The organism is Pseudomonas putida, from assembly GCF_004357765.1.
Taxonomy (GTDB): Bacteria; Pseudomonadota; Gammaproteobacteria; order Pseudomonadales; family Pseudomonadaceae; genus Aquipseudomonas; species Aquipseudomonas putida_U.
On record NZ_SMTE01000018.1, the window covers coordinates 36,388 to 53,603 of the forward strand.

Genomic DNA, 17,216 nt, shown 5'->3' on the forward strand with positions numbered 1-17,216 from the left:
CCCGAAAAAATCCCACCCGAACTTCCCAACCGCACCACCGCTCCTAACTGGTAAGCCCTCAACCAGCAGGCAGCACCATGGATCTCGTCATCGCCCGCCCCGAAGGACTGTACTGCCCGCCCGGTGATTTCTATATCGATCCCTGGCGGCCGGTGGAGCGCGCGGTGATCACCCATGGTCATGGCGATCACGCTCGAACCGGCAATCGCCACTACCTCACTGCCGCTCCCGGCGCCGGTATCCTGCGCAGCCGCCTCGGTCAGGACATCGACCTGCAGACATTGCCCTACGGTGAACGCCTGCTGCACCACGGCGTCACCCTCAGCCTGCATCCGGCCGGTCATGTCCTGGGCTCGGCACAGGTGCGCCTGGAATACCAGGGCGAGGTCTGGGTGGCGTCCGGTGATTACAAGGTCGAGCCGGACGCCACCTGTACCCCGTTCGAGCCCGTGCGTTGTCACACCTTCATCACCGAATCCACCTTTGGTCTGCCGATCTACCGCTGGCCGGCGCAAACCGAACTGTTCGCCGAAATCAACGCCTGGTGGCGCGCCAACCGTGACCAGGGCAAGGCTTCGGTGTTGTTCTGCTACGCCTTTGGCAAGGCTCAGCGCATCCTTCACGCGCTGGATCCGGACATCGGCCCGATCCTGGTGCACGGCGCGGTCGAGCCACTGAACAAGGTCTACCGTGAAGCCGGGGTGCACCTGCCTCAGACCATCCATGCCAGCGACGTGCCGCGTAACGACCCGCAGATGCGCCAGGCCCTGGTGCTGGCCCCTCCCTCGGCCGGTGGCAGCAGCTGGATGCGTCGTTTCGGCGATTACAGCGATGCCTTCGCCAGCGGCTGGATGCGCTTGCGTGGCACACGGCGACGGCGCGGGGTCGATCGCGGCTTCGTCCTCTCCGATCATGCCGATTGGCCCGGACTGTTATGGGCCATTGGCCAGACCGGCGCCGAACGGGTGATGGTCACGCACGGTTCGGTCAATGTACTGGTGCGCTACCTCAACGAGCAGGGCCTGGATGCTCGTGCCTTCGTCACCGAATACGGCGAGGAAGACGATGCCACCGCCGCGGAGCCGGAGGCATGAAGGCCTTCGCCGAACTCTATCTGCGCCTGGATGCGACCACCTCGAGCAACGCCAAGCTCGAGGCTCTGCGCGATTACTTCGCCAGCGCCGCCCCCGAGGACGCCGCTTGGGCCGTGTACTTCCTCGCCGGCGGACGCCCGCGGCAACTGGTGCCGACTCGCCTGCTGCGCGAACTGGCCATCGCCCTCGCAGGGCTGCCGGACTGGCTGTTCGAGGAAAGCTACCAAGCGGTGGGCGACCTGGCCGAAACGATCTCGCTGCTACTACCAGAGCAGTCCCATGTCAGCGACGACGGGCTGGCGCATTGGGTGGAAAACCACCTGCTGCCGCTACGCGCGATGCCCGCTGAGGAGATCCAGCAGCGCCTGCCACCGCTTTGGGGGCAATTGGATCGGCCGAGCCTGATGCTCTGCCTCAAGTTGATCACCGGCAGTTTCCGCGTCGGTGTGTCGAAACTGCTGGTCACCCGCGCCCTCGCCCAACTCGCCGATCTCGACGCCAAGCGGGTGGCCCAGCGCTTGGTGGGCTACACCGACATCAGCCACCGTCCAAGCGCCGAGGGCTACCTGAAGCTGATCGCGGCTGAGAGCGCCGACGAACACAGCCAGCGCGGTGGCCAGCCCTATCCGTTTTTCCTCGCCCATGCGCTGCAAGCCCCTGCCGAACAGTTCGACACCCTGCTCGGACCACCCAGCGACTGGCAGATCGAATGGAAGTGGGACGGTATCCGCGCCCAGGTGGTCAAGCGCGATGGGCAGGTATGGATATGGTCACGTGGCGAAGAGCTGGTCACGGAGCGCTTTCCCGAGCTGCATGGGTTCGCCCAGGCCCTGCCAGATGGCGTCGTGCTCGACGGCGAGATCCTGGTCTGGAAGGCCGCCAACGGTACCGACACGCCCGCCGTGCAGCCCTTCGCTCTGCTCCAGCAACGCCTGGGCCGTAAGACCCTGGGCAAGAAGCTGCTGGCCGACGCTCCAGTGGTGCTGCAAGCCTACGACCTGCTCGAGTGGCAGGGCGAGGACTGGCGCAATCGGCCACAGTATGCCCGCCGCATGCAACTGGAACGCCTGGTCGAGGCGTATCCGCTCGCGCCCTTGCTGTTGTCTCCGTTGCTCGCCGGCGCCGACTGGGCCGACCTCGCCCGCCAGCGCGAGCAGTCCCGCAGCCTGGGCGTCGAAGGACTGATGCTGAAACAGCGTGAGGCCCTCTACGGCGTAGGCCGGACCAAGGACATGGGTCTTTGGTGGAAATGGAAGATCGACCCGTTCAGCGTGGACGCGGTGTTGATTTATGCCCAGCGCGGCCATGGCCGTCGCGCCAGTCTCTACAGTGACTATACCTTCGCCGTGTGGGATGCACCGGCCGGCACGCCCGAGCGAAAGTTGGTGCCCTTTGCCAAAGCCTATTCCGGGCTCAGCGACGCAGAGATGCGCAAGGTCGATGCCATCATCCGCAAGACCACGGTGGAAACCTTCGGCCCGGTGCGCAGCGTCAGCCCAACCCTGGTGTTCGAACTGGGCTTCGAAGGCATTGCGCTGTCCAAGCGTCACAAGAGCGGAATTGCCGTGCGCTTTCCTCGCATGTTGCGCTGGCGTCAGGACAAACCGGTGGACGAAGCCGATGACCTGGCGACCTTGCAGGCGCTGCTGGCCTGAGCTGGGACGTCGACCGGTCGACGATACGCGAAACGGTGAAGCACAATCGACCAAACTGTGCTTCTATCTTTCTGCCGACCCGTGTCGCAGACCGTTTTCGCCACGCAGCCAGGACCACCATGCACCATTCGACCCACGACCTGCTCTCTCCCGTACCCGGCATCACCCGACAGCTCCACAGCTTTCACTTCGGCCCCCGGGGTGGTGGCAAGGTGTACATCCAGGCCTCTCTGCACGCCGACGAACTGCCTGGCATGCTGGTAGCCTGGCACCTGAAACGCCGCCTGACCGACCTGGAACACCAAGGTCGTCTGCAGCGGGAAATCGTATTGGTGCCGGTGGCCAATCCGGTCGGCCTAGAGCAGGTACTGCTGGATGCACCGCTGGGGCGCTTCGAACTACAGAGCGGCGAGAATTTCAACCGCAACTTCGTCGACCTGTCCGACAGCATCGGCGACCTGATCGATGGCCACCTGACCCAGGATCCCGCCCACAACATCGCGCTGATTCGCGAATACCTGCGCCGCGGCCTGGATGCCCATCCGGTGCACACGCCGCTGCAATCCCAGCGCCTGACCTTGCAGCGCCTGGCCTGCGACGCGGACATCGTGCTCGACCTGCACTGCGACTTCGAAGCCGTCGAACACCTCTACACCACACCCGAGGCATGGCCGCAGGTCGAACCCCTGGCCCGCTACCTCGGTGCCCAGGCCAGCCTGCTGGCCACCGACTCGGGCGGGCAATCGTTCGACGAATGCTTCAGCCTGGTCTGGTGGCAGTTGCAGCAGCGCTTCGGCAAACGCTATCCGATTCCTCTGGGCAGCTTCTCGGTCACCGTCGAGCTTCGCGGCCAGGCCGATGTCAGCCACGAACTGGCGGGCAAGGACTGCCAAGCCATCCTCGACTTTCTCACCCATGCCGGGGTGATCGAAGGTCCCGTCCCACCGCTGCCGTCCCTGGCACGTGCTGCAACGCCGCTGGCTGCAGTCGAGCCGGTGGCGGCGCCGCTCGGCGGCCTGCTGGTCTATCATGCACGCCCCGGACAGTTCCTCGAAGCCGGCCAGCTGATCGCCGAAGTCATCGATCCGCTCAATGATCGGGTCACGCCCGTGCATACCGGCCAGGCCGGACTGTTGTATGCGCGCAGCGTCCGACGGATGGCCACCACCGGCATGGTCATCGCCCACGTCGCAGGCGAAGACGTGTGCCGCAGCGGCTACCTGCTGGCCAACTGATCCGGTAAAACCAAAACGCCTGGGGCGCGGTCTGTAGAAGCACACCCTGCCAAGGATGCTTTGCTCGATGCCCGCCTCCTCCGACCTCGCCAATGCCTGGTTCGCAACCCGTGGCTGGACACCGTTCGCGTTCCAGCGCCGGGTCTGGGCGGCGGTCGAACGAGGCGAGTCGGGTTTGCTGCATGCCAGCACCGGTGCTGGCAAGACCTACGCCGTCTGGCTGGCCGCGCTGCGCGCCTTCGCCAACTCACCTGGCGGACGCCTGCCCGCGCCGTTGCGCGTGTTATGGATCACCCCCATGCGCGCGTTGGCTGCCGACACCGTCCGTGCGCTGCAGGCGCCGCTGGATGAACTCGAGCTGAACTGGACCGTCGGCGTGCGCAGTGGCGATACCGGCAGCGCCGAACGCGCGCGCCAGGCGCGACGTTTGCCCAGTGCCCTGATCACCACGCCGGAAAGCCTGACCCTGCTGATGACCCGCACCCAGGCCAGCGAGGACTTCGCCAGCCTGCGCCTGGTCGTCGTGGACGAGTGGCACGAATTGCTCGGCAACAAGCGTGGCGTGCAACTGCAACTGGCCCTGGCACGCCTGCGCCGCTGGCATCCCGAACTGGTGGTCTGGGGGCTGTCGGCGACCCTGGGCAACCTGCAGCACGCGCTCGACGTGCTGGTGCCCGCTGGCGGGCGGCTGATCGAGGGTCGCCAGGACAAGCGCCTGCTGGTCGACACCTTGCTTCCAGAGGCCATCGAGCGCTTCCCTTGGGCCGGGCACATGGGCCTGAAAATGCTCGCCCAGGTCGCGACCGAAATCGACACCAGCGCCAGCACCCTGGTGTTCACCAACACCCGTGCCCAGGCCGAGCTCTGGTACCAGGCGCTGCTCGACGCACGACCCGACTGGGCGGGGCTGATCGCCTTGCACCACGCCTCACTGGCCCGCGACACACGCGACTGGGTCGAACGCAGCCTCAAGCAGGGCACATTGAAGGCCGTGGTATGCACGTCCAGCCTCGACCTGGGCGTGGACTTTCTACCGGTCGAACGGGTGTTGCAAATCGGCTCGGCCAAGGGGATCGCCCGCCTGATGCAACGTGCTGGCCGCTCTGGCCATGCGCCGGGGCGGCCGTCGCGCATCACGCTCGTACCCACCCACAGCCTGGAGCTGGTCGAGGCAGCCGCAGCGCGCAGTGCCCTTGCCGCCGGCCATATCGAGGCGCGCCAGTCGCCGCGCCTGAGCATGGACGTGTTGGTCCAGCACTTGGTCAGCATGGCCTTGGGCAGCGGTTTTCGCCCGTCGGAACTGCTGTCCGAGGTACGCAGCACCTGGGCCTTCCGGGAATTACGCGACAGCCAGTGGCAGTGGGCGCTGGACTTCGTCCGCCATGGCGGCAATTCGCTGAGCGCCTACCCCGACTACCAGCGCGTCGAGGCCCAACCCGACGGGTTCTGGCGGGTCGCCAGCGAACGCCTGGCGCGGCGTCATCGGATGGGCATCGGCACCATCGTCAGTGACGCCAGCCTGCAGCTCAAGTATTGGAGCAAGGGGGGCGGTGGCAAACACCTGGGCAGCGTGGAAGAAGCCTTCATCGCCCGCCTGCGCCCCGGCGACACCTTGTTGTTCGCCGGCCGGGTGCTGGAATTGGTGCGCGTGGAGAACATGACCGCCTACGTGCGCCGCAGTACCTCACGCAAGGCGGCGGTGGCACGTTGGAACGGCGGGCGCATGCCACTGTCCAGCGAGCTGGCCGACGCCCTGGTCGCACAGCTCGACGCCGCAGCACGAGGCCGCTACGACAGCCCGGAAATGCGCGCCGTGCGCCCCTTGCTCACGCTCCAATCCCAGTGGTCAGCGCTGCCCACGCAGCGGACGCTGCTGGCCGAGACTCTGACCACGCGCCAGGGCTCGCACTTGTTCCTCTACCCCTTCGCCGGGCGCATGGCCAACCTGGGCCTGGCCAATCTGATCGCCTGGCGCGTGAGCCGGGTACAGCCGCTGTCGGTGTCGATCGCGGTGAGCGACTATGGTTTCGAACTGCTCAGTCCCAGTGACGTGGATTGGGCCAGGTGCCTTCCCGCTGCGCTGTCGACCGAACACTTGCTGGAGGACGTGCTGGCCAGCCTCAACGCGGGGGAAATGGCGCTGCGACGGTTTCGCGAGATTGCGCAGATTTCCGGCCTGGTTTTCGGCGGTTACCCCGCCGCACAAAAAAGCACGCGGCAGATCCAAGCTTCCAGCGGGTTGTTCTACGAAGTGTTTCGTAAGCACGATACCGACAACCTGCTGCTCGGTCAGGCGCGGGATGAGGTGCTGCGCGAGGAGTTGGAAATCGAACGCCTGCAGCGCCATTTGCTGGACATGAGTCAATTGCAACTGGACCTGCACCCGCTGCGGCGCCCTGGCCCACTGGCCTTCACCTTGCTGGTCGAGGGCATGCGCGAGACGCTGAGCACTGAAAAGCTGGCGGACCGCATTGCGCGCATGGTTTCGGATCTGGAGAAACTGGCGGAATGAACTATCTGGCGATCGAACATTGCGGCCAGACGCTCTGGTTACTGCCGGACAAGGCCCTCTACTGGCCGGCGCGCAAGGCCCTGCTGGTGGCAGACGTGCATATCGGCAAAGCCGCCAGCTACCGTGCGCTACACCAGCCGGTGCCTAGGGGCACCACCACCGCGACGCTGGCGCGCCTGGACACCTTGCTGGGCGAGTTGGATTGCCAGCAGTTGATCGTGCTTGGCGACTTTCTCCATGCCCGGCACGCCCATGCCCCAGCGACCCTGGCCCGCCTGCGGGACTGGCGGGCACAGCATGCCGGGCTGCACATCGTGCTGGTACGCGGCAACCATGACCGCCATGCAGGCGACCCGCCAAGTGATCTGGGCATAGAAATGACCAACGAGCCCTGGCTGGTCGGACCGTTCGCCCTGTGTCACGAACCCGAGTCCCATCCCACCCACGCGGTGCTGGCAGGACACGTGCATCCGGTCTTCGTGTTACGCGGACGGGCCCGGCAGCGGTTGCGGCTGCCATGCTTCGTGATCGATGCACGGGTCAGCCTGCTGCCGGCCTTTGGTGAGTTCACCGGAGGATGGACGGTCGCCCCTGCGTCGGGCGACCGGATATTTCTCGCAGGTGCCGATCGGGTCTGGGCACTGAAAGGCTGATCAGGCCACCGGTGCAGGTGGAGGATCGTCCGGCAGGGTGGGCTCACCGGGCTCCATAGGCGGGTCGTCGCCGGGTTGCGGCGCGGGCGAAGGATCGGGATCGGGCTGTCCCGGGATGCCGCCTGCGTGCATCGGCAGCGGATGCGCCAGCAGGCTCCAGGCCAGCAGGCCGACCTGGTTGGGCTGCAGTACAGCCAGCTTCGCGCTGATTGCGGGATCTAGTTTCATTGGCGACTCCTGACAGGGGCCGATACGCGTCATGCGCATTCGGCACTGTTCAAAGGGTTGGAGTGCCAATGCGGGAAGGAATTCCCCGCGCTCGTCGGCTCAGGTACGTGGCAGGGTAACGCCGCGCTGGCCCTGGTACTTGCCGCCACGGTCTTTGTAAGACACTTCGCACTCTTCATCGGATTCCAGGAACAGCATCTGTGCGACACCTTCGTTGGCATAGATCTTCGCCGGCAGCGTGGTGGTGTTGGAGAACTCCAAGGTCACGTGACCTTCCCACTCCGGCTCGAGGGGCGTGACGTTGACGATAATGCCGCAACGCGCGTAGGTGCTCTTGCCCAGGCAGATGGTCAGCACATTGCGCGGAATGCGGAAGTACTCGACGGTGCGGGCCAGGGCGAAGGAGTTCGGCGGGATGATGCAGACGTCGCTCTTGACGTCGACGAAGCTGCCGGCGTCGAAGTTCTTGGGGTCGACAGTGGCCGAATTGATGTTGGTGAATACCTTGAATTCATCGGCGCAACGCACGTCGTAGCCGTAGCTGGAAACACCGAAGGAGATGACACGACTGTCGTGCTCGCCGCGCACCTGGCGCTCGACGAACGGTTCGATCATGCCGTGTTCCTGCGCCATGCGGCGAATCCACTTGTCCGATTTGATGCTCATGGCGGGGGGAGTCCTGAAGAGTTGCGGGGAAAAAATCAACGCGCATCTTACCGGTCCCGGCGCCCAGGTTAAAGTTCCATGCCGCATCCCGCGCCGGACGGGGCCGCCACGGCCGCCGATCCGAATTTCTCTAAAGCGTCTTCTGGCCATTGGCAGGCCGCGGAAAGTGGGTTAAGGTGGCGCCACTGTGCTGCACGTGACACCGAGAATCTCTAGTTTGATGCACGATCCTGATCGGCCCATCGCTGAATTTTCTGCTCTCTTTGCGCTCAGTCCCGGGCAGGTTTTTTCCTGACCGTAATCAACTTTGTCCAAGGAGACAGAAAAATGTCCAACCGTCAATCCGGTACCGTCAAGTGGTTCAACGATGAGAAGGGCTACGGCTTCATCACCCCTCAGTCGGGCGACGACCTGTTCGTGCACTTCAAAGCCATCCAAGCTGACGGCTTCAAAACCCTGAAAGAAGGCCAGGCTGTTACTTTCGTCGCTACCCGCGGCCAGAAAGGCATGCAGGCTGAAGAAGTTCAGATCGCCTAAGTCGATCTCGCTTCCTCGCTTTCAAAAAAACCCGCCTTCTGGCGGGTTTTTTCATTCTGGTCGAAAACCGCTGCAGGGTGATCGCCAGTCAGCCGGCGACCACCCTGGCACATCAGTCCTCGCTGATGGTAATGCTCGGCATCGCTGGCGCGGCCGCCTCCTGCAGCACGATCCGCGCTCCGACCTGACGTGCCAGTTCCTGGTAGACCAAGGCGATCTGGCTCTCCGGCTCGGCAATGGCCGTGGGCTTGCCGCTGTCGGCCTGCTCGCGGATCAGCATCGACAACGGCAGCGAGGCCAGCAGTTCGACGCCGTATTGGGCCGCCAGCTTCTCCCCGCCGCCCTCGCCGAACAGATGCTCGGCGTGGCCGCAGTTCGAGCAGATGTGCACGGCCATGTTCTCCACCACACCCAGCACCGGGATGTTGACCTTGCGGAACATCTCCACGCCCTTCTTGGCGTCGAGCAATGCCAGGTCCTGAGGGGTGGTGACGATTACCGAGCCGGCCACCGGGACTTTCTGCGCCAGGGTCAGCTGAATGTCGCCGGTGCCTGGCGGCATGTCGATCACCAGGTAGTCAAGGTCGTCCCAGGCGGTCTGGGTCACCAGTTGCAGCAGCGCGCCCGAGACCATGGGCCCGCGCCAGACCATGGGCGTGTTGTCATCGGTGAGAAAGGCCATCGACATGACTTCCACACCATGGGCCTTGATCGGCACGAACCACTTCTGTTCGCGCACCTGCGGCCGGGTCCCCTCGGCGATGCCGAACATCACACCTTGGCTAGGACCGTAGATGTCGGCATCGAGAATCCCCACCCGGGCGCCCTCACGGGCCAGGGCCAGCGCCAGGTTGGCTGCGGTAGTGGACTTGCCGACACCGCCCTTGCCCGAGGCGACCGCGACGATGTTCTTCACGTTGGCCATTCCCGGCACCTGGGCCTGAGCCTTGTGCGCGGCAATCACGCAGTCGATCGACACGTCGGCGCTGTCGACGCCGTCGAGGTTTTCGATGGCGGTGCGCAATACCTGCGCCCAACCGCCCTTGAACAGGCCGGCCGCGTAGCCCAGCTGCAGTTTGACGGTGACCTTGCCTCCCTGGATGTCGAGGGTGCGCACGCACCCGGCGCTGACCGGGTCCTGGTTCAGATAGGGGTCGGTGTACTGGCGAAGCACACCTTCGACGGCGGCACGGGTGACGGCACTCATGGAGACTCCCATTGGCAAACGAGTAAGTGAATCAGGCGCCTATCCTAACCCGTCAATCGTCAGCAGATGCGTCCTTGGGGTGAAATATCTTCGCCGGCCCTTTATAGTGGCCGATCAACCTGTTTTTTACCCCGTCGCCAGATAAGTAGCCGAGCCACCATGTCCGAGCCACGTCAGATTCTCGTTACCAGCGCCCTGCCCTATGCCAATGGATCCATTCACCTTGGCCATATGCTCGAGTACATTCAGACGGACATGTGGGTGCGCTTCCAGAAGCTGCGCGGGAACCAGTGCATCTACGTCTGCGCCGACGACGCCCACGGCTCGGCCATCATGCTGCGCGCCGAAAAGGAAGGCATCACCCCGGAGCAATTGATTGCCGATGTCCAGGCCGAGCACAGCGCTGACTTCGCCGATTTCCTGGTCGACTTCGACAACTTCCACTCGACCCACTGCGAAGAAAACCGCGAGCTGTCCACGCTCATCTACACCCGTCTGAAAGATGCCGGGCACATCGCCACCCGTTCGGTCACCCAATACTACGACCCGGAAAAAGGCATGTTCCTGGCCGACCGCTTCATCAAGGGCACCTGCCCCAAGTGCGCGGCCGAAGATCAGTACGGCGATAACTGCGAGAAGTGCGGGGCGACCTACGCGCCCACCGAACTGAAGAATCCCAAGTCGGCGATTTCCGGGGCGACCCCGGTACTGCGCGACTCCCAGCACTTCTTCTTCAAGCTGCCCGACTTCCAGGCCATGCTGCAGCAGTGGACCCGCAGCGGTACCCTGCAGGACGCCGTGGCCAACAAGCTGGCCGAATGGCTCGACTCGGGCCTGCAGGAGTGGGACATCTCCCGTGACGCGCCGTACTTCGGCTTCGAGATCCCCGGCGAGCCTGGCAAGTACTTCTACGTCTGGCTGGATGCGCCGATCGGCTACATGGCCAGCTTCAAGAACCTCTGCGCGCGTCGTCCGGAGCTGGACTTCGACGCGTTCTGGAATGCCGATTCCAAAGCCGAGCTGTACCACTTCATCGGCAAGGACATCGTCAACTTCCACGCCCTGTTCTGGCCAGCCATGCTCGAGGGCGCAGGTTACCGCAAGCCCAACGGCATCAACGTGCATGGCTACCTGACCGTCAATGGCGCCAAGATGTCCAAGTCGCGGGGCACTTTCATCAAGGCGCGCACCTACCTGGACCATCTGCAGCCTGAATACCTGCGTTACTACTACGCAGCCAAACTGGGCCGGGGCGTCGACGACCTGGACCTGAACCTCGAAGACTTCGTGCAGAAGGTCAACTCCGACCTGGTCGGCAAGGTCGTCAACATTGCCAGCCGTTGCGCCGGCTTCGTGCACAAGGGCAATGACGGTGTGCTGGTGGCAGGCGACGCCGCCCCGGAACTGACCGAGGCCTTCCTGGCCGCCGCGCCGTCGATCGCCGAGGCCTACGAAGGGCGCGACTTCGCCCGCGCCATGCGCGAAATCATGGCGCTGGCCGACCGCGCCAACGCCTGGATCGCCGACAAAGCACCCTGGTCGTTGGCCAAGCAGGATGGCAAGCAGGCCGAGGTTCAGGCGATCTGCGCCCAAGGTATCAACCTGTTCCGCCAACTGGTGATCTTCCTCAAGCCGGTGTTGCCGGTACTCGCCGCAGATGCCGAGGCCTTCCTCAATGTGGCGCCACTGACCTGGAACGATCACCTGTCACGCCTGGAAAACCACACGCTGAACGCCTTCAAACCGCTCATGAGCCGCATTGAGCCGGCCAAGGTCGAGGCGATGGTCGCCGCCAGCAAGGAAGACCTGGCCGCTACCCAGACTGCAGTACCTGCGGGTAACGGCGAGCTGGCCAAGGATCCACTGTCGGCCGAGATCGAATTCGATACCTTTGCCGCCGTCGACCTGCGCGTGGCGCTGATCGTCAAGGCCGAGGCGGTTGCCGGTGCCGACAAGCTGCTGCAACTGACCCTGGACATCGGTGACGAGCGCCGCAATGTGTTCTCCGGCATCAAGTCGGCCTATCCCGACCCGTCGCAGTTGGAAGGCCGCTTGACCATGATGGTGGCCAACCTCAAACCGCGAAAAATGCGCTTCGGCATTTCCGAGGGCATGGTCATGGCAGCCGGCCCAGGTGGCGAAGAGATCTACCTGCTTAGCCCCGACAGCGGTGCCAAACCAGGTCAACGCATCAAGTAAGCCCCAAGCCCCGGCCTCAGTGCCGGGGCTTTGCTTTCACCCGTCGCGCCAAGACGACACACCTGCCCACGGACGACTATCGTCATAGCCATGAACGATGCCGTCTTGCTGCTGGTCAGCGCCGTGCTGATCAATCACCTGGCCACCAACACCTGCGCAACCGATCGCCATGGGTTGGGGCTGTTCTGTGCGCTTTACGTCGCCCTCGGCGTCAGCAGTGGCTATCTGCTCGACGCCTGGCTGCTGACGCCCTGGCACCTGCAAGACCTGCGTCTGTTCATACTGCTGCCCTGGCTGGCTCTGCTTGGCTGGACAATGCCGCATGCCTTGACCCGATTGGGCCTTGCCTGGGGGGATCGATCTGCGCAACAGCCGCTGGCGATAAACGTGCTGGTGCTAGGGTTGATTCTGCAGCTTGGCGAAAACACTGGAAGCTGGCTGACGACGTTGGGCTGCGCCGTATTGGGCGGCCTAGGCTTGTGGTTGGCGCTGGTTCTGTTCGACGACCTGCGTCAGCGCACCCGACACGACGACGTGCCAACCTGCCTGCGTGGATTGCCCATCGAATTGCTCGGCGTCGGCGTGATGACCATGGCGTTCAGCGGACTCAGCGGGTTGCTCAGGCCATGAGCCAGACACAACGCAGCGATGCCCAGCGCTTACGCCAGACCATGGTCTTGGTACTGCTGGCATGCATTCCCGGCGTGCTGGCCTTGCTCTGGCAGTACGGTTGGGGTGTCGCGGTGAATTTGTTGCTGTGCTCACTGTCCGCCGTGGCCAGCGAAGCGCTGTTGCTGGCGTGGCGCCAACGCCCCATCGGCACCGCCCTCGCCGACACGAGCGCGCTGGTCACTGCCGTATTGCTGGCTGCCGCATTGCCCCCAGGCGCCCCCTGGTGGCTACCCGTGACCGCCGCAGCGGTCGCCATTGGCGTGGGCAAACAGGCCTTTGGGGGCGTGGGCCGCAACCTGTTCAACCCGGCCATGGTGGGCTATGCCTTCGTCCTGCTGAGCTTCCCCCTGCAGATGAATCACTGGCCCGACCAGGCGCACGGTTTGCTCGATACCTGGCAAGCGGTATTCGGCAGCGGCCAACAGGCCGATGCCTGGGCTCAACCCACGGTACTCGATGGCCTGCGTCATAACCGCAGCCTGACGATCGATGAGCTGTTCACCCGTCATCCCGGTTTTGGCACCGTCGGCGGACGCGGTAGCGAGTGGGCCAACCTTGGGTTCCTGCTCGGCGGACTGGTACTGCTGCAACGCAAAGTCATCACCTGGCACGCACCCGCGGGCCTGCTGGCGGGTTTGGCCCTGTTCAGCCTACTGGCCTGGAACGGCTCGGGGTCCGACTCCAATGGCTCCCCCCTGCTTCACCTGTTCTCCGGCTCGACGATGCTGGGTGCCTTCTTCATCATTACCGAACCGGTCTCGGCGCCACGGGCCGCGCTGGCCAAGCTGCTGTACGGATTTGCCGCCGGGCTGCTGATCTATCTCATCCGCACCTGGGGCAATTACCCCGATGGTACCGCTTTTGCGGTGCTGTTGATGAACCTGGCCGTACCGAGCCTCGAACGCCTCGCCATGCGCCGCCAGCAGGTGGCGCCATGAACAACCACGGACGTAATATCCTCGGCCTGCTCGTGATAACCGCGCTGGCAGCGTCGGCAACGCTGGCCTGGCGACACTGGACCGAACCCGCCAGGGCCCGTGCCCAGATCCAGCTGCAAACCGAGCAGCGACTGGCCGTGCTGCCTGCACACAGCTATGACAATCGTCCACTGGATGCCCCGCTCGCGCTGGCGGAATCGCAGCTACCCAACAGCCGCCTCCAGGCGGGCTACCTCGCGACCCTGGCCAATCGGCCCACGGCGATCCTGCTGATCAGCCAGATCCAAGGCTATACCGGCCCCATCACCCTGAGCATCGCCATCGCGCCCGACGGCCGCCTATTGGCCAGTCGTGTCATCGGGCAACAGGAAACGCCGGGGCTCGGCGGGCGTCTTGGCGAACCGCAACTGGCTTGGCTGACGCAGTTCGCCGGACACCGGTCGACAGACCATTGGTCCCTCAGGCGTGACGGCGGCGACTTCGACCAGCTGGCCGGCGCCACAGTCACATCCCGAGCGGTGATGACAGCACTGCGCGAGGCCCTGAGCTACTTCGATCAACACCGCCATGCGCTGCTGGGCAACTCCGACCATGACTAGTCTTTATCTGCTCGCCGTCGGCCTCGTGCCTCTGCTGGGAGCCACCCAGACCTTGGCTCAAGGCTGCCTGTTCGGCCTGTACGCCGTTTGCCTGACGGCACTGCACCAAGCATTTGTGGCACCGCTGCGCCGCCGACTAAGCAGCGGTGCCTGCCGTCTGGCCAGCCTGGTAATCCTGGCCGCCCTCAGCAGTTGCCTGCAGCTGGCCCTCGCCACTTGGAACATGCCTCTGGCCGTGGCACTTGGGCATTGGCCAGTGCTGTTCGCCGTGCAATGCCTACTGGTCGAGCACCTGCTCGGCAGAACCCGCGGCTGGCGACCGCTGGCGCTGTACCTGGGTAGCCTGCTGGGCAGCAGCCTGCTGCTCGGCGCCTGCCGCCAGTGGCTTGGACATTGGGCAGGCCTGCAGTTGGCAGGCCTTGCGCCAGGCGCATTGATACTGCTCGGATTACTCCTGGCCTTGTACAATCGAACGAAAACGGGCATTGCCCGACCAAGCCGTGAAGGAAAGCCCTGACTCCATGAATGCCGCAAAACGCCTCGAGATCTTTCGCAGGCTGCACGAAGACAATCCCGACCCGAAGACCGAGCTGGCCTACACCACACCTTTCGAATTGCTGGTTGCCGTGACTTTGTCGGCGCAATCGACCGACGTTGGGGTCAACAAGGCCACGGCTCGGCTGTTCCCGGTCGCCAATACCCCCGAGGCCATTTACGCCCTGGGAGTCGAGGGCCTGAGCCAGTACATCAAGACCATCGGTCTGTACAACAGCAAGGCCAAGAACGTGATCGAGACGTGCCGCCTGCTCATCGAACGTCACGGTGGCGAGGTTCCACAAACTCGCGAAGCCCTGGAGGCATTGCCGGGGGTTGGTCGCAAGACCGCCAACGTGGTACTCAACACCGCTTTCCGTCAACCGACCATGGCGGTGGACACGCATATTTTCCGGGTCAGCAACCGTACCGGCATCGCCCCCGGCAAAACCGTACTGGAGGTCGAGCGCAAACTGATCAAGTTCGTACCCAAGGATTATCTGCTGGACGCCCACCACTGGCTGATTCTCCATGGGCGCTACGTTTGCCAGGCGCGCAAGCCGCGCTGTGGAAGTTGCCGGATAGAGGATCTGTGCGAATTCAAACAGAAGACTTCCGACGATTGAGCCGATAGTAAAAAAGCGGTAGTGGCGATTGAAAAAATCTTTTTTACCAGGCTTCGCTTTCTCGCTATAAGGACGGCCAATGGCCCCTTGGCTTGGAGCGAATCATGAGTACCGACAAAGAAGACCTGTCGATCGAAGATGACATTGATATCGTCGATGACGACGCAGAGCCTCAGGTGGAAACGGCGAAGACCAACCTGAGCAAGCGACGCACCATCGATAACCTGCTGGAAGAGCGTCGCCTGCAAAAGCAACTGGCCGATTTCGACTACGACCTCTAAACCTGCAGGAAAGCCGCCAACGGGGGCTTTCCGAGCGATGTCGGGTGTCGGTCATGCCAGACCATGACGCTGGGCGAGCTCGATCAGGTCGACCAGCGAACGGGCATTGAGCTTCAGCAACAAGCGAGTCTTGTAGGTGCTGACCGTCTTGTTGCTGAGAAACATGCTTTCGGCAATTTCCTTGTTGGACCGGCCCCTGGCGAGTTGTTGCAGCACCGTCATCTCGCGGGCCGAAAGGCGGTCGACCATTTCCGTTTCACTGCAGCCACCCAGTCGGCCACGCGTTTTGTGCAGGGCCTGGTTGGGGAAATAGCTATATCCGGAAAGCACCGCCTTGATTGCGCTGAGTAGCTCGGTGAGTTCCTGTTGCTTGCAGACATACCCTGCAGCACCCGCCTGCATGCACCGCATCGAAAAATGCCCTGGGGCCTGCGATGTCAGGACCAGTACCCGGCTACGTGGGCTGACCCCCGTGACACGGGTGATGACCTCCAGGCCATCCAACTTGGGTATGCCGATATCCAGTACCACGATATCCGGCAGATATTCCCGCACCAGTTGCAAGGCTGCCACACCGTTGTCGGTCTCGCCGACGATATCGTATCCATGCCGCTCCATCAGCATGCGTACGGCCAGGCGTATGACCGGATGATCATCCACAATAACGACTTTATTCATGCGATATCCATTCAACGATTTTATTAGTCACGAGCCGCCACAATAACCGAGCAACCCCCCTAAGCGCGTAACCATCCCCTGCTTAAACGCACGAATAGATAAAACCTACATAACTCAGAGAAAATTCCTACACGCGACTCATGGAAAACAATCTGTTTTCCACTTCTTCCATGAACTGACTAAACGCTAACAAAGCTACGGGAACCGGCCCAGTTGCCATAGCAGCACCGGCGTGAAGGATTTTTCGTTTCCGCTTCAACGTTGGAAAGTTACCGGGAAAGCGTTCAGCTACAGGAAAGCCTTGGCACTTCAGTGCGGCCGACATAAGGGCTATCGATAGTCGGACACACTGACGGAGGCTGTATCCTTGGCCCGTTTACAACCAGTCGCCCCACTCACGATCATTGCGATCTTCGCCGGGATAGCCGAGGCTTCCGCGCTGGCTACATTGCCGTTTCTCAGCGAACACAGCCAAGCGCTGTATACCTGGTTTCTGGTGGGCTTCCCCTTTTTCCTGACGGCGCTGTTCTTCATCACGCTGAACTTCAACTACAAATCGTTCTACAAGCCTGACCCGCGCCAGGCCACTGCGAAACGCAATCAAGCGAGCCGCGACGCGCTCGCCGAGCGGATGGTAGAGGCCAGCGAGGCAGCGTCCAGCGCGCCGTTCACCGTTACACTGACAGGACCTGCAGCGCAACGAATGATCGAGAGCCAAATCTGTCACTCCCTGGCTCAGCCTGGTGGGCATACCTGTCAGTGGGTTTTCTGCAACCTTGAGACACGCCAATGCATCCATTTTTCACTTAGCGAATTGCCCGGTGAGGCGACAGCGGAAACGCTCTGAGCGGCCTGGGGCAGACACAAAAAAAAACCCCGGCCTGAGCCGGGGTCGGTACAGC

The 17,216-nt window shown here is 63.2% G+C and carries 18 protein-coding genes; 14 read left to right on the forward strand and 4 right to left on the reverse strand.

The genetic code is table 11. The features are described 5' to 3' along the window. Nucleotides 1-77 precede the first annotated feature (77 nt). The 5 genes from E2H86_RS22965 to pdeM all read left to right on the forward strand — a co-directional run bounded on the left by E2H86_RS22965 (nt 78) and on the right by pdeM (nt 7,149). Entirely contained in the window at nt 78-1,094 is a 1,017-nt protein-coding gene (locus E2H86_RS22965) for a ligase-associated DNA damage response exonuclease (protein WP_133331816.1), read from the forward strand. Further along, the gene (locus E2H86_RS22970) at nt 1,091-2,749 is read left to right on the forward strand and encodes an ATP-dependent DNA ligase (protein WP_133331817.1); all 1,659 of its coding nucleotides are present in this window, start codon (nt 1,091-1,093) and stop codon (nt 2,747-2,749) included. Before E2H86_RS22965 ends, E2H86_RS22970 begins: the two co-directional genes overlap by 4 nt. 119 nt (nt 2,750-2,868) lie before the next feature. Further along, complete coding sequence (locus E2H86_RS22975; RefSeq protein ID WP_133331818.1) at nt 2,869-3,984, forward strand: succinylglutamate desuccinylase/aspartoacylase family protein; 1,116 nt, start codon at nt 2,869-2,871, stop codon at nt 3,982-3,984. 67 nt (nt 3,985-4,051) lie between these two features. After that, the gene (locus tag E2H86_RS22980; protein WP_133331819.1) at nt 4,052-6,496 is read left to right on the forward strand and encodes a ligase-associated DNA damage response DEXH box helicase; all 2,445 of its coding nucleotides are present in this window, start codon (nt 4,052-4,054) and stop codon (nt 6,494-6,496) included. Beyond that, nucleotides 6,493-7,149 (forward strand): ligase-associated DNA damage response endonuclease PdeM, encoded by a 657-nt coding sequence (gene pdeM / locus E2H86_RS22985; RefSeq protein WP_133331820.1) that lies wholly within the window; start codon nt 6,493-6,495, stop codon nt 7,147-7,149. The genes E2H86_RS22980 and pdeM overlap by 4 nt, the downstream gene beginning before the upstream one ends. On the opposite strand, the gene E2H86_RS22990 is transcribed toward pdeM, so the two are convergent. Both E2H86_RS22990 and dcd read right to left on the reverse strand, forming a co-directional pair. Beyond that, nucleotides 7,150-7,377: a hypothetical protein gene (locus E2H86_RS22990; RefSeq protein WP_133331821.1), complete on the reverse strand. Its 228-nt coding sequence runs from the start codon at nt 7,375-7,377 to the stop codon at nt 7,150-7,152. Nucleotides 7,378-7,476: 99 nt separating this feature from the next. Next, entirely contained in the window at nt 7,477-8,043 is a 567-nt protein-coding gene (gene dcd, locus E2H86_RS22995) for a dCTP deaminase (protein WP_012313046.1), read from the reverse strand. 327 nt (nt 8,044-8,370) lie between these two features. Here dcd and E2H86_RS23000 point away from each other — a divergent pair, with 327 nt between their 5' ends. Then, on the forward strand, nt 8,371-8,580 hold the full coding sequence (locus E2H86_RS23000) for a cold-shock protein (protein WP_016488765.1): 210 nt from the start codon (nt 8,371-8,373) through the stop codon (nt 8,578-8,580). 112 nt (nt 8,581-8,692) lie between these two features. Here E2H86_RS23000 and apbC read toward each other — a convergent pair whose 3' ends face one another. After that, entirely contained in the window at nt 8,693-9,787 is a 1,095-nt protein-coding gene (apbC, locus tag E2H86_RS23005; RefSeq protein WP_133331822.1) for an iron-sulfur cluster carrier protein ApbC, read from the reverse strand. 159 nt (nt 9,788-9,946) lie between these two features. On the opposite strand from apbC, the gene metG reads away from it, so the two are divergent. The 7 genes from metG to E2H86_RS26050 all read left to right on the forward strand — a co-directional run bounded on the left by metG (nt 9,947) and on the right by E2H86_RS26050 (nt 15,636). After that, nucleotides 9,947-11,986, forward strand: a complete 2,040-nt coding sequence (gene metG, locus E2H86_RS23010) for a methionine--tRNA ligase (protein ID WP_133331823.1) — start codon at nt 9,947-9,949, stop codon at nt 11,984-11,986. A 90-nt stretch (nt 11,987-12,076) separates the two neighbouring features. After that, nucleotides 12,077-12,616 (forward strand): Rnf-Nqr domain containing protein, encoded by a 540-nt coding sequence (locus tag E2H86_RS23015; RefSeq protein WP_133331824.1) that lies wholly within the window; start codon nt 12,077-12,079, stop codon nt 12,614-12,616. Then, nucleotides 12,613-13,596 (forward strand): RnfABCDGE type electron transport complex subunit D, encoded by a 984-nt coding sequence (locus tag E2H86_RS23020; protein ID WP_133331825.1) that lies wholly within the window; start codon nt 12,613-12,615, stop codon nt 13,594-13,596. The genes E2H86_RS23015 and E2H86_RS23020 overlap by 4 nt, the downstream gene beginning before the upstream one ends. After that, nucleotides 13,593-14,195 carry an RnfABCDGE type electron transport complex subunit G gene (locus tag E2H86_RS23025; RefSeq protein ID WP_133331826.1) on the forward strand — a complete coding sequence of 201 codons (603 nt, stop codon included), beginning with the start codon at nt 13,593-13,595 and terminating at the stop codon, nt 14,193-14,195. Before E2H86_RS23020 ends, E2H86_RS23025 begins: the two co-directional genes overlap by 4 nt. Further along, nucleotides 14,188-14,712: an Rnf-Nqr domain containing protein gene (locus E2H86_RS23030; protein WP_133331827.1), complete on the forward strand. Its 525-nt coding sequence runs from the start codon at nt 14,188-14,190 to the stop codon at nt 14,710-14,712. The genes E2H86_RS23025 and E2H86_RS23030 overlap by 8 nt, the downstream gene beginning before the upstream one ends. Nucleotides 14,713-14,716: 4 nt before the next feature. Next, the gene (gene nth / locus E2H86_RS23035) at nt 14,717-15,355 is read left to right on the forward strand and encodes an endonuclease III (RefSeq protein WP_133331828.1); all 639 of its coding nucleotides are present in this window, start codon (nt 14,717-14,719) and stop codon (nt 15,353-15,355) included. Between the two features lie 104 nt (nt 15,356-15,459). Beyond that, entirely contained in the window at nt 15,460-15,636 is a 177-nt protein-coding gene (locus E2H86_RS26050) for a PA3496 family putative envelope integrity protein (protein ID WP_165976115.1), read from the forward strand. Between the two features lie 51 nt (nt 15,637-15,687). On the opposite strand, the gene E2H86_RS23040 is transcribed toward E2H86_RS26050, so the two are convergent. Continuing rightward, a complete protein-coding gene (locus E2H86_RS23040) occupies nt 15,688-16,314 on the reverse strand; it encodes a response regulator transcription factor (protein ID WP_133331829.1) in 627 nt (208 codons plus the stop codon). A gap of 367 nt (nt 16,315-16,681) precedes the next feature. Between E2H86_RS23040 and E2H86_RS23045 the strand changes: the two genes are divergently transcribed. Next, the gene (locus E2H86_RS23045; protein ID WP_133331830.1) at nt 16,682-17,161 is read left to right on the forward strand and encodes a hypothetical protein; all 480 of its coding nucleotides are present in this window, start codon (nt 16,682-16,684) and stop codon (nt 17,159-17,161) included. Nucleotides 17,162-17,216: the final 55 nt, after the last annotated feature.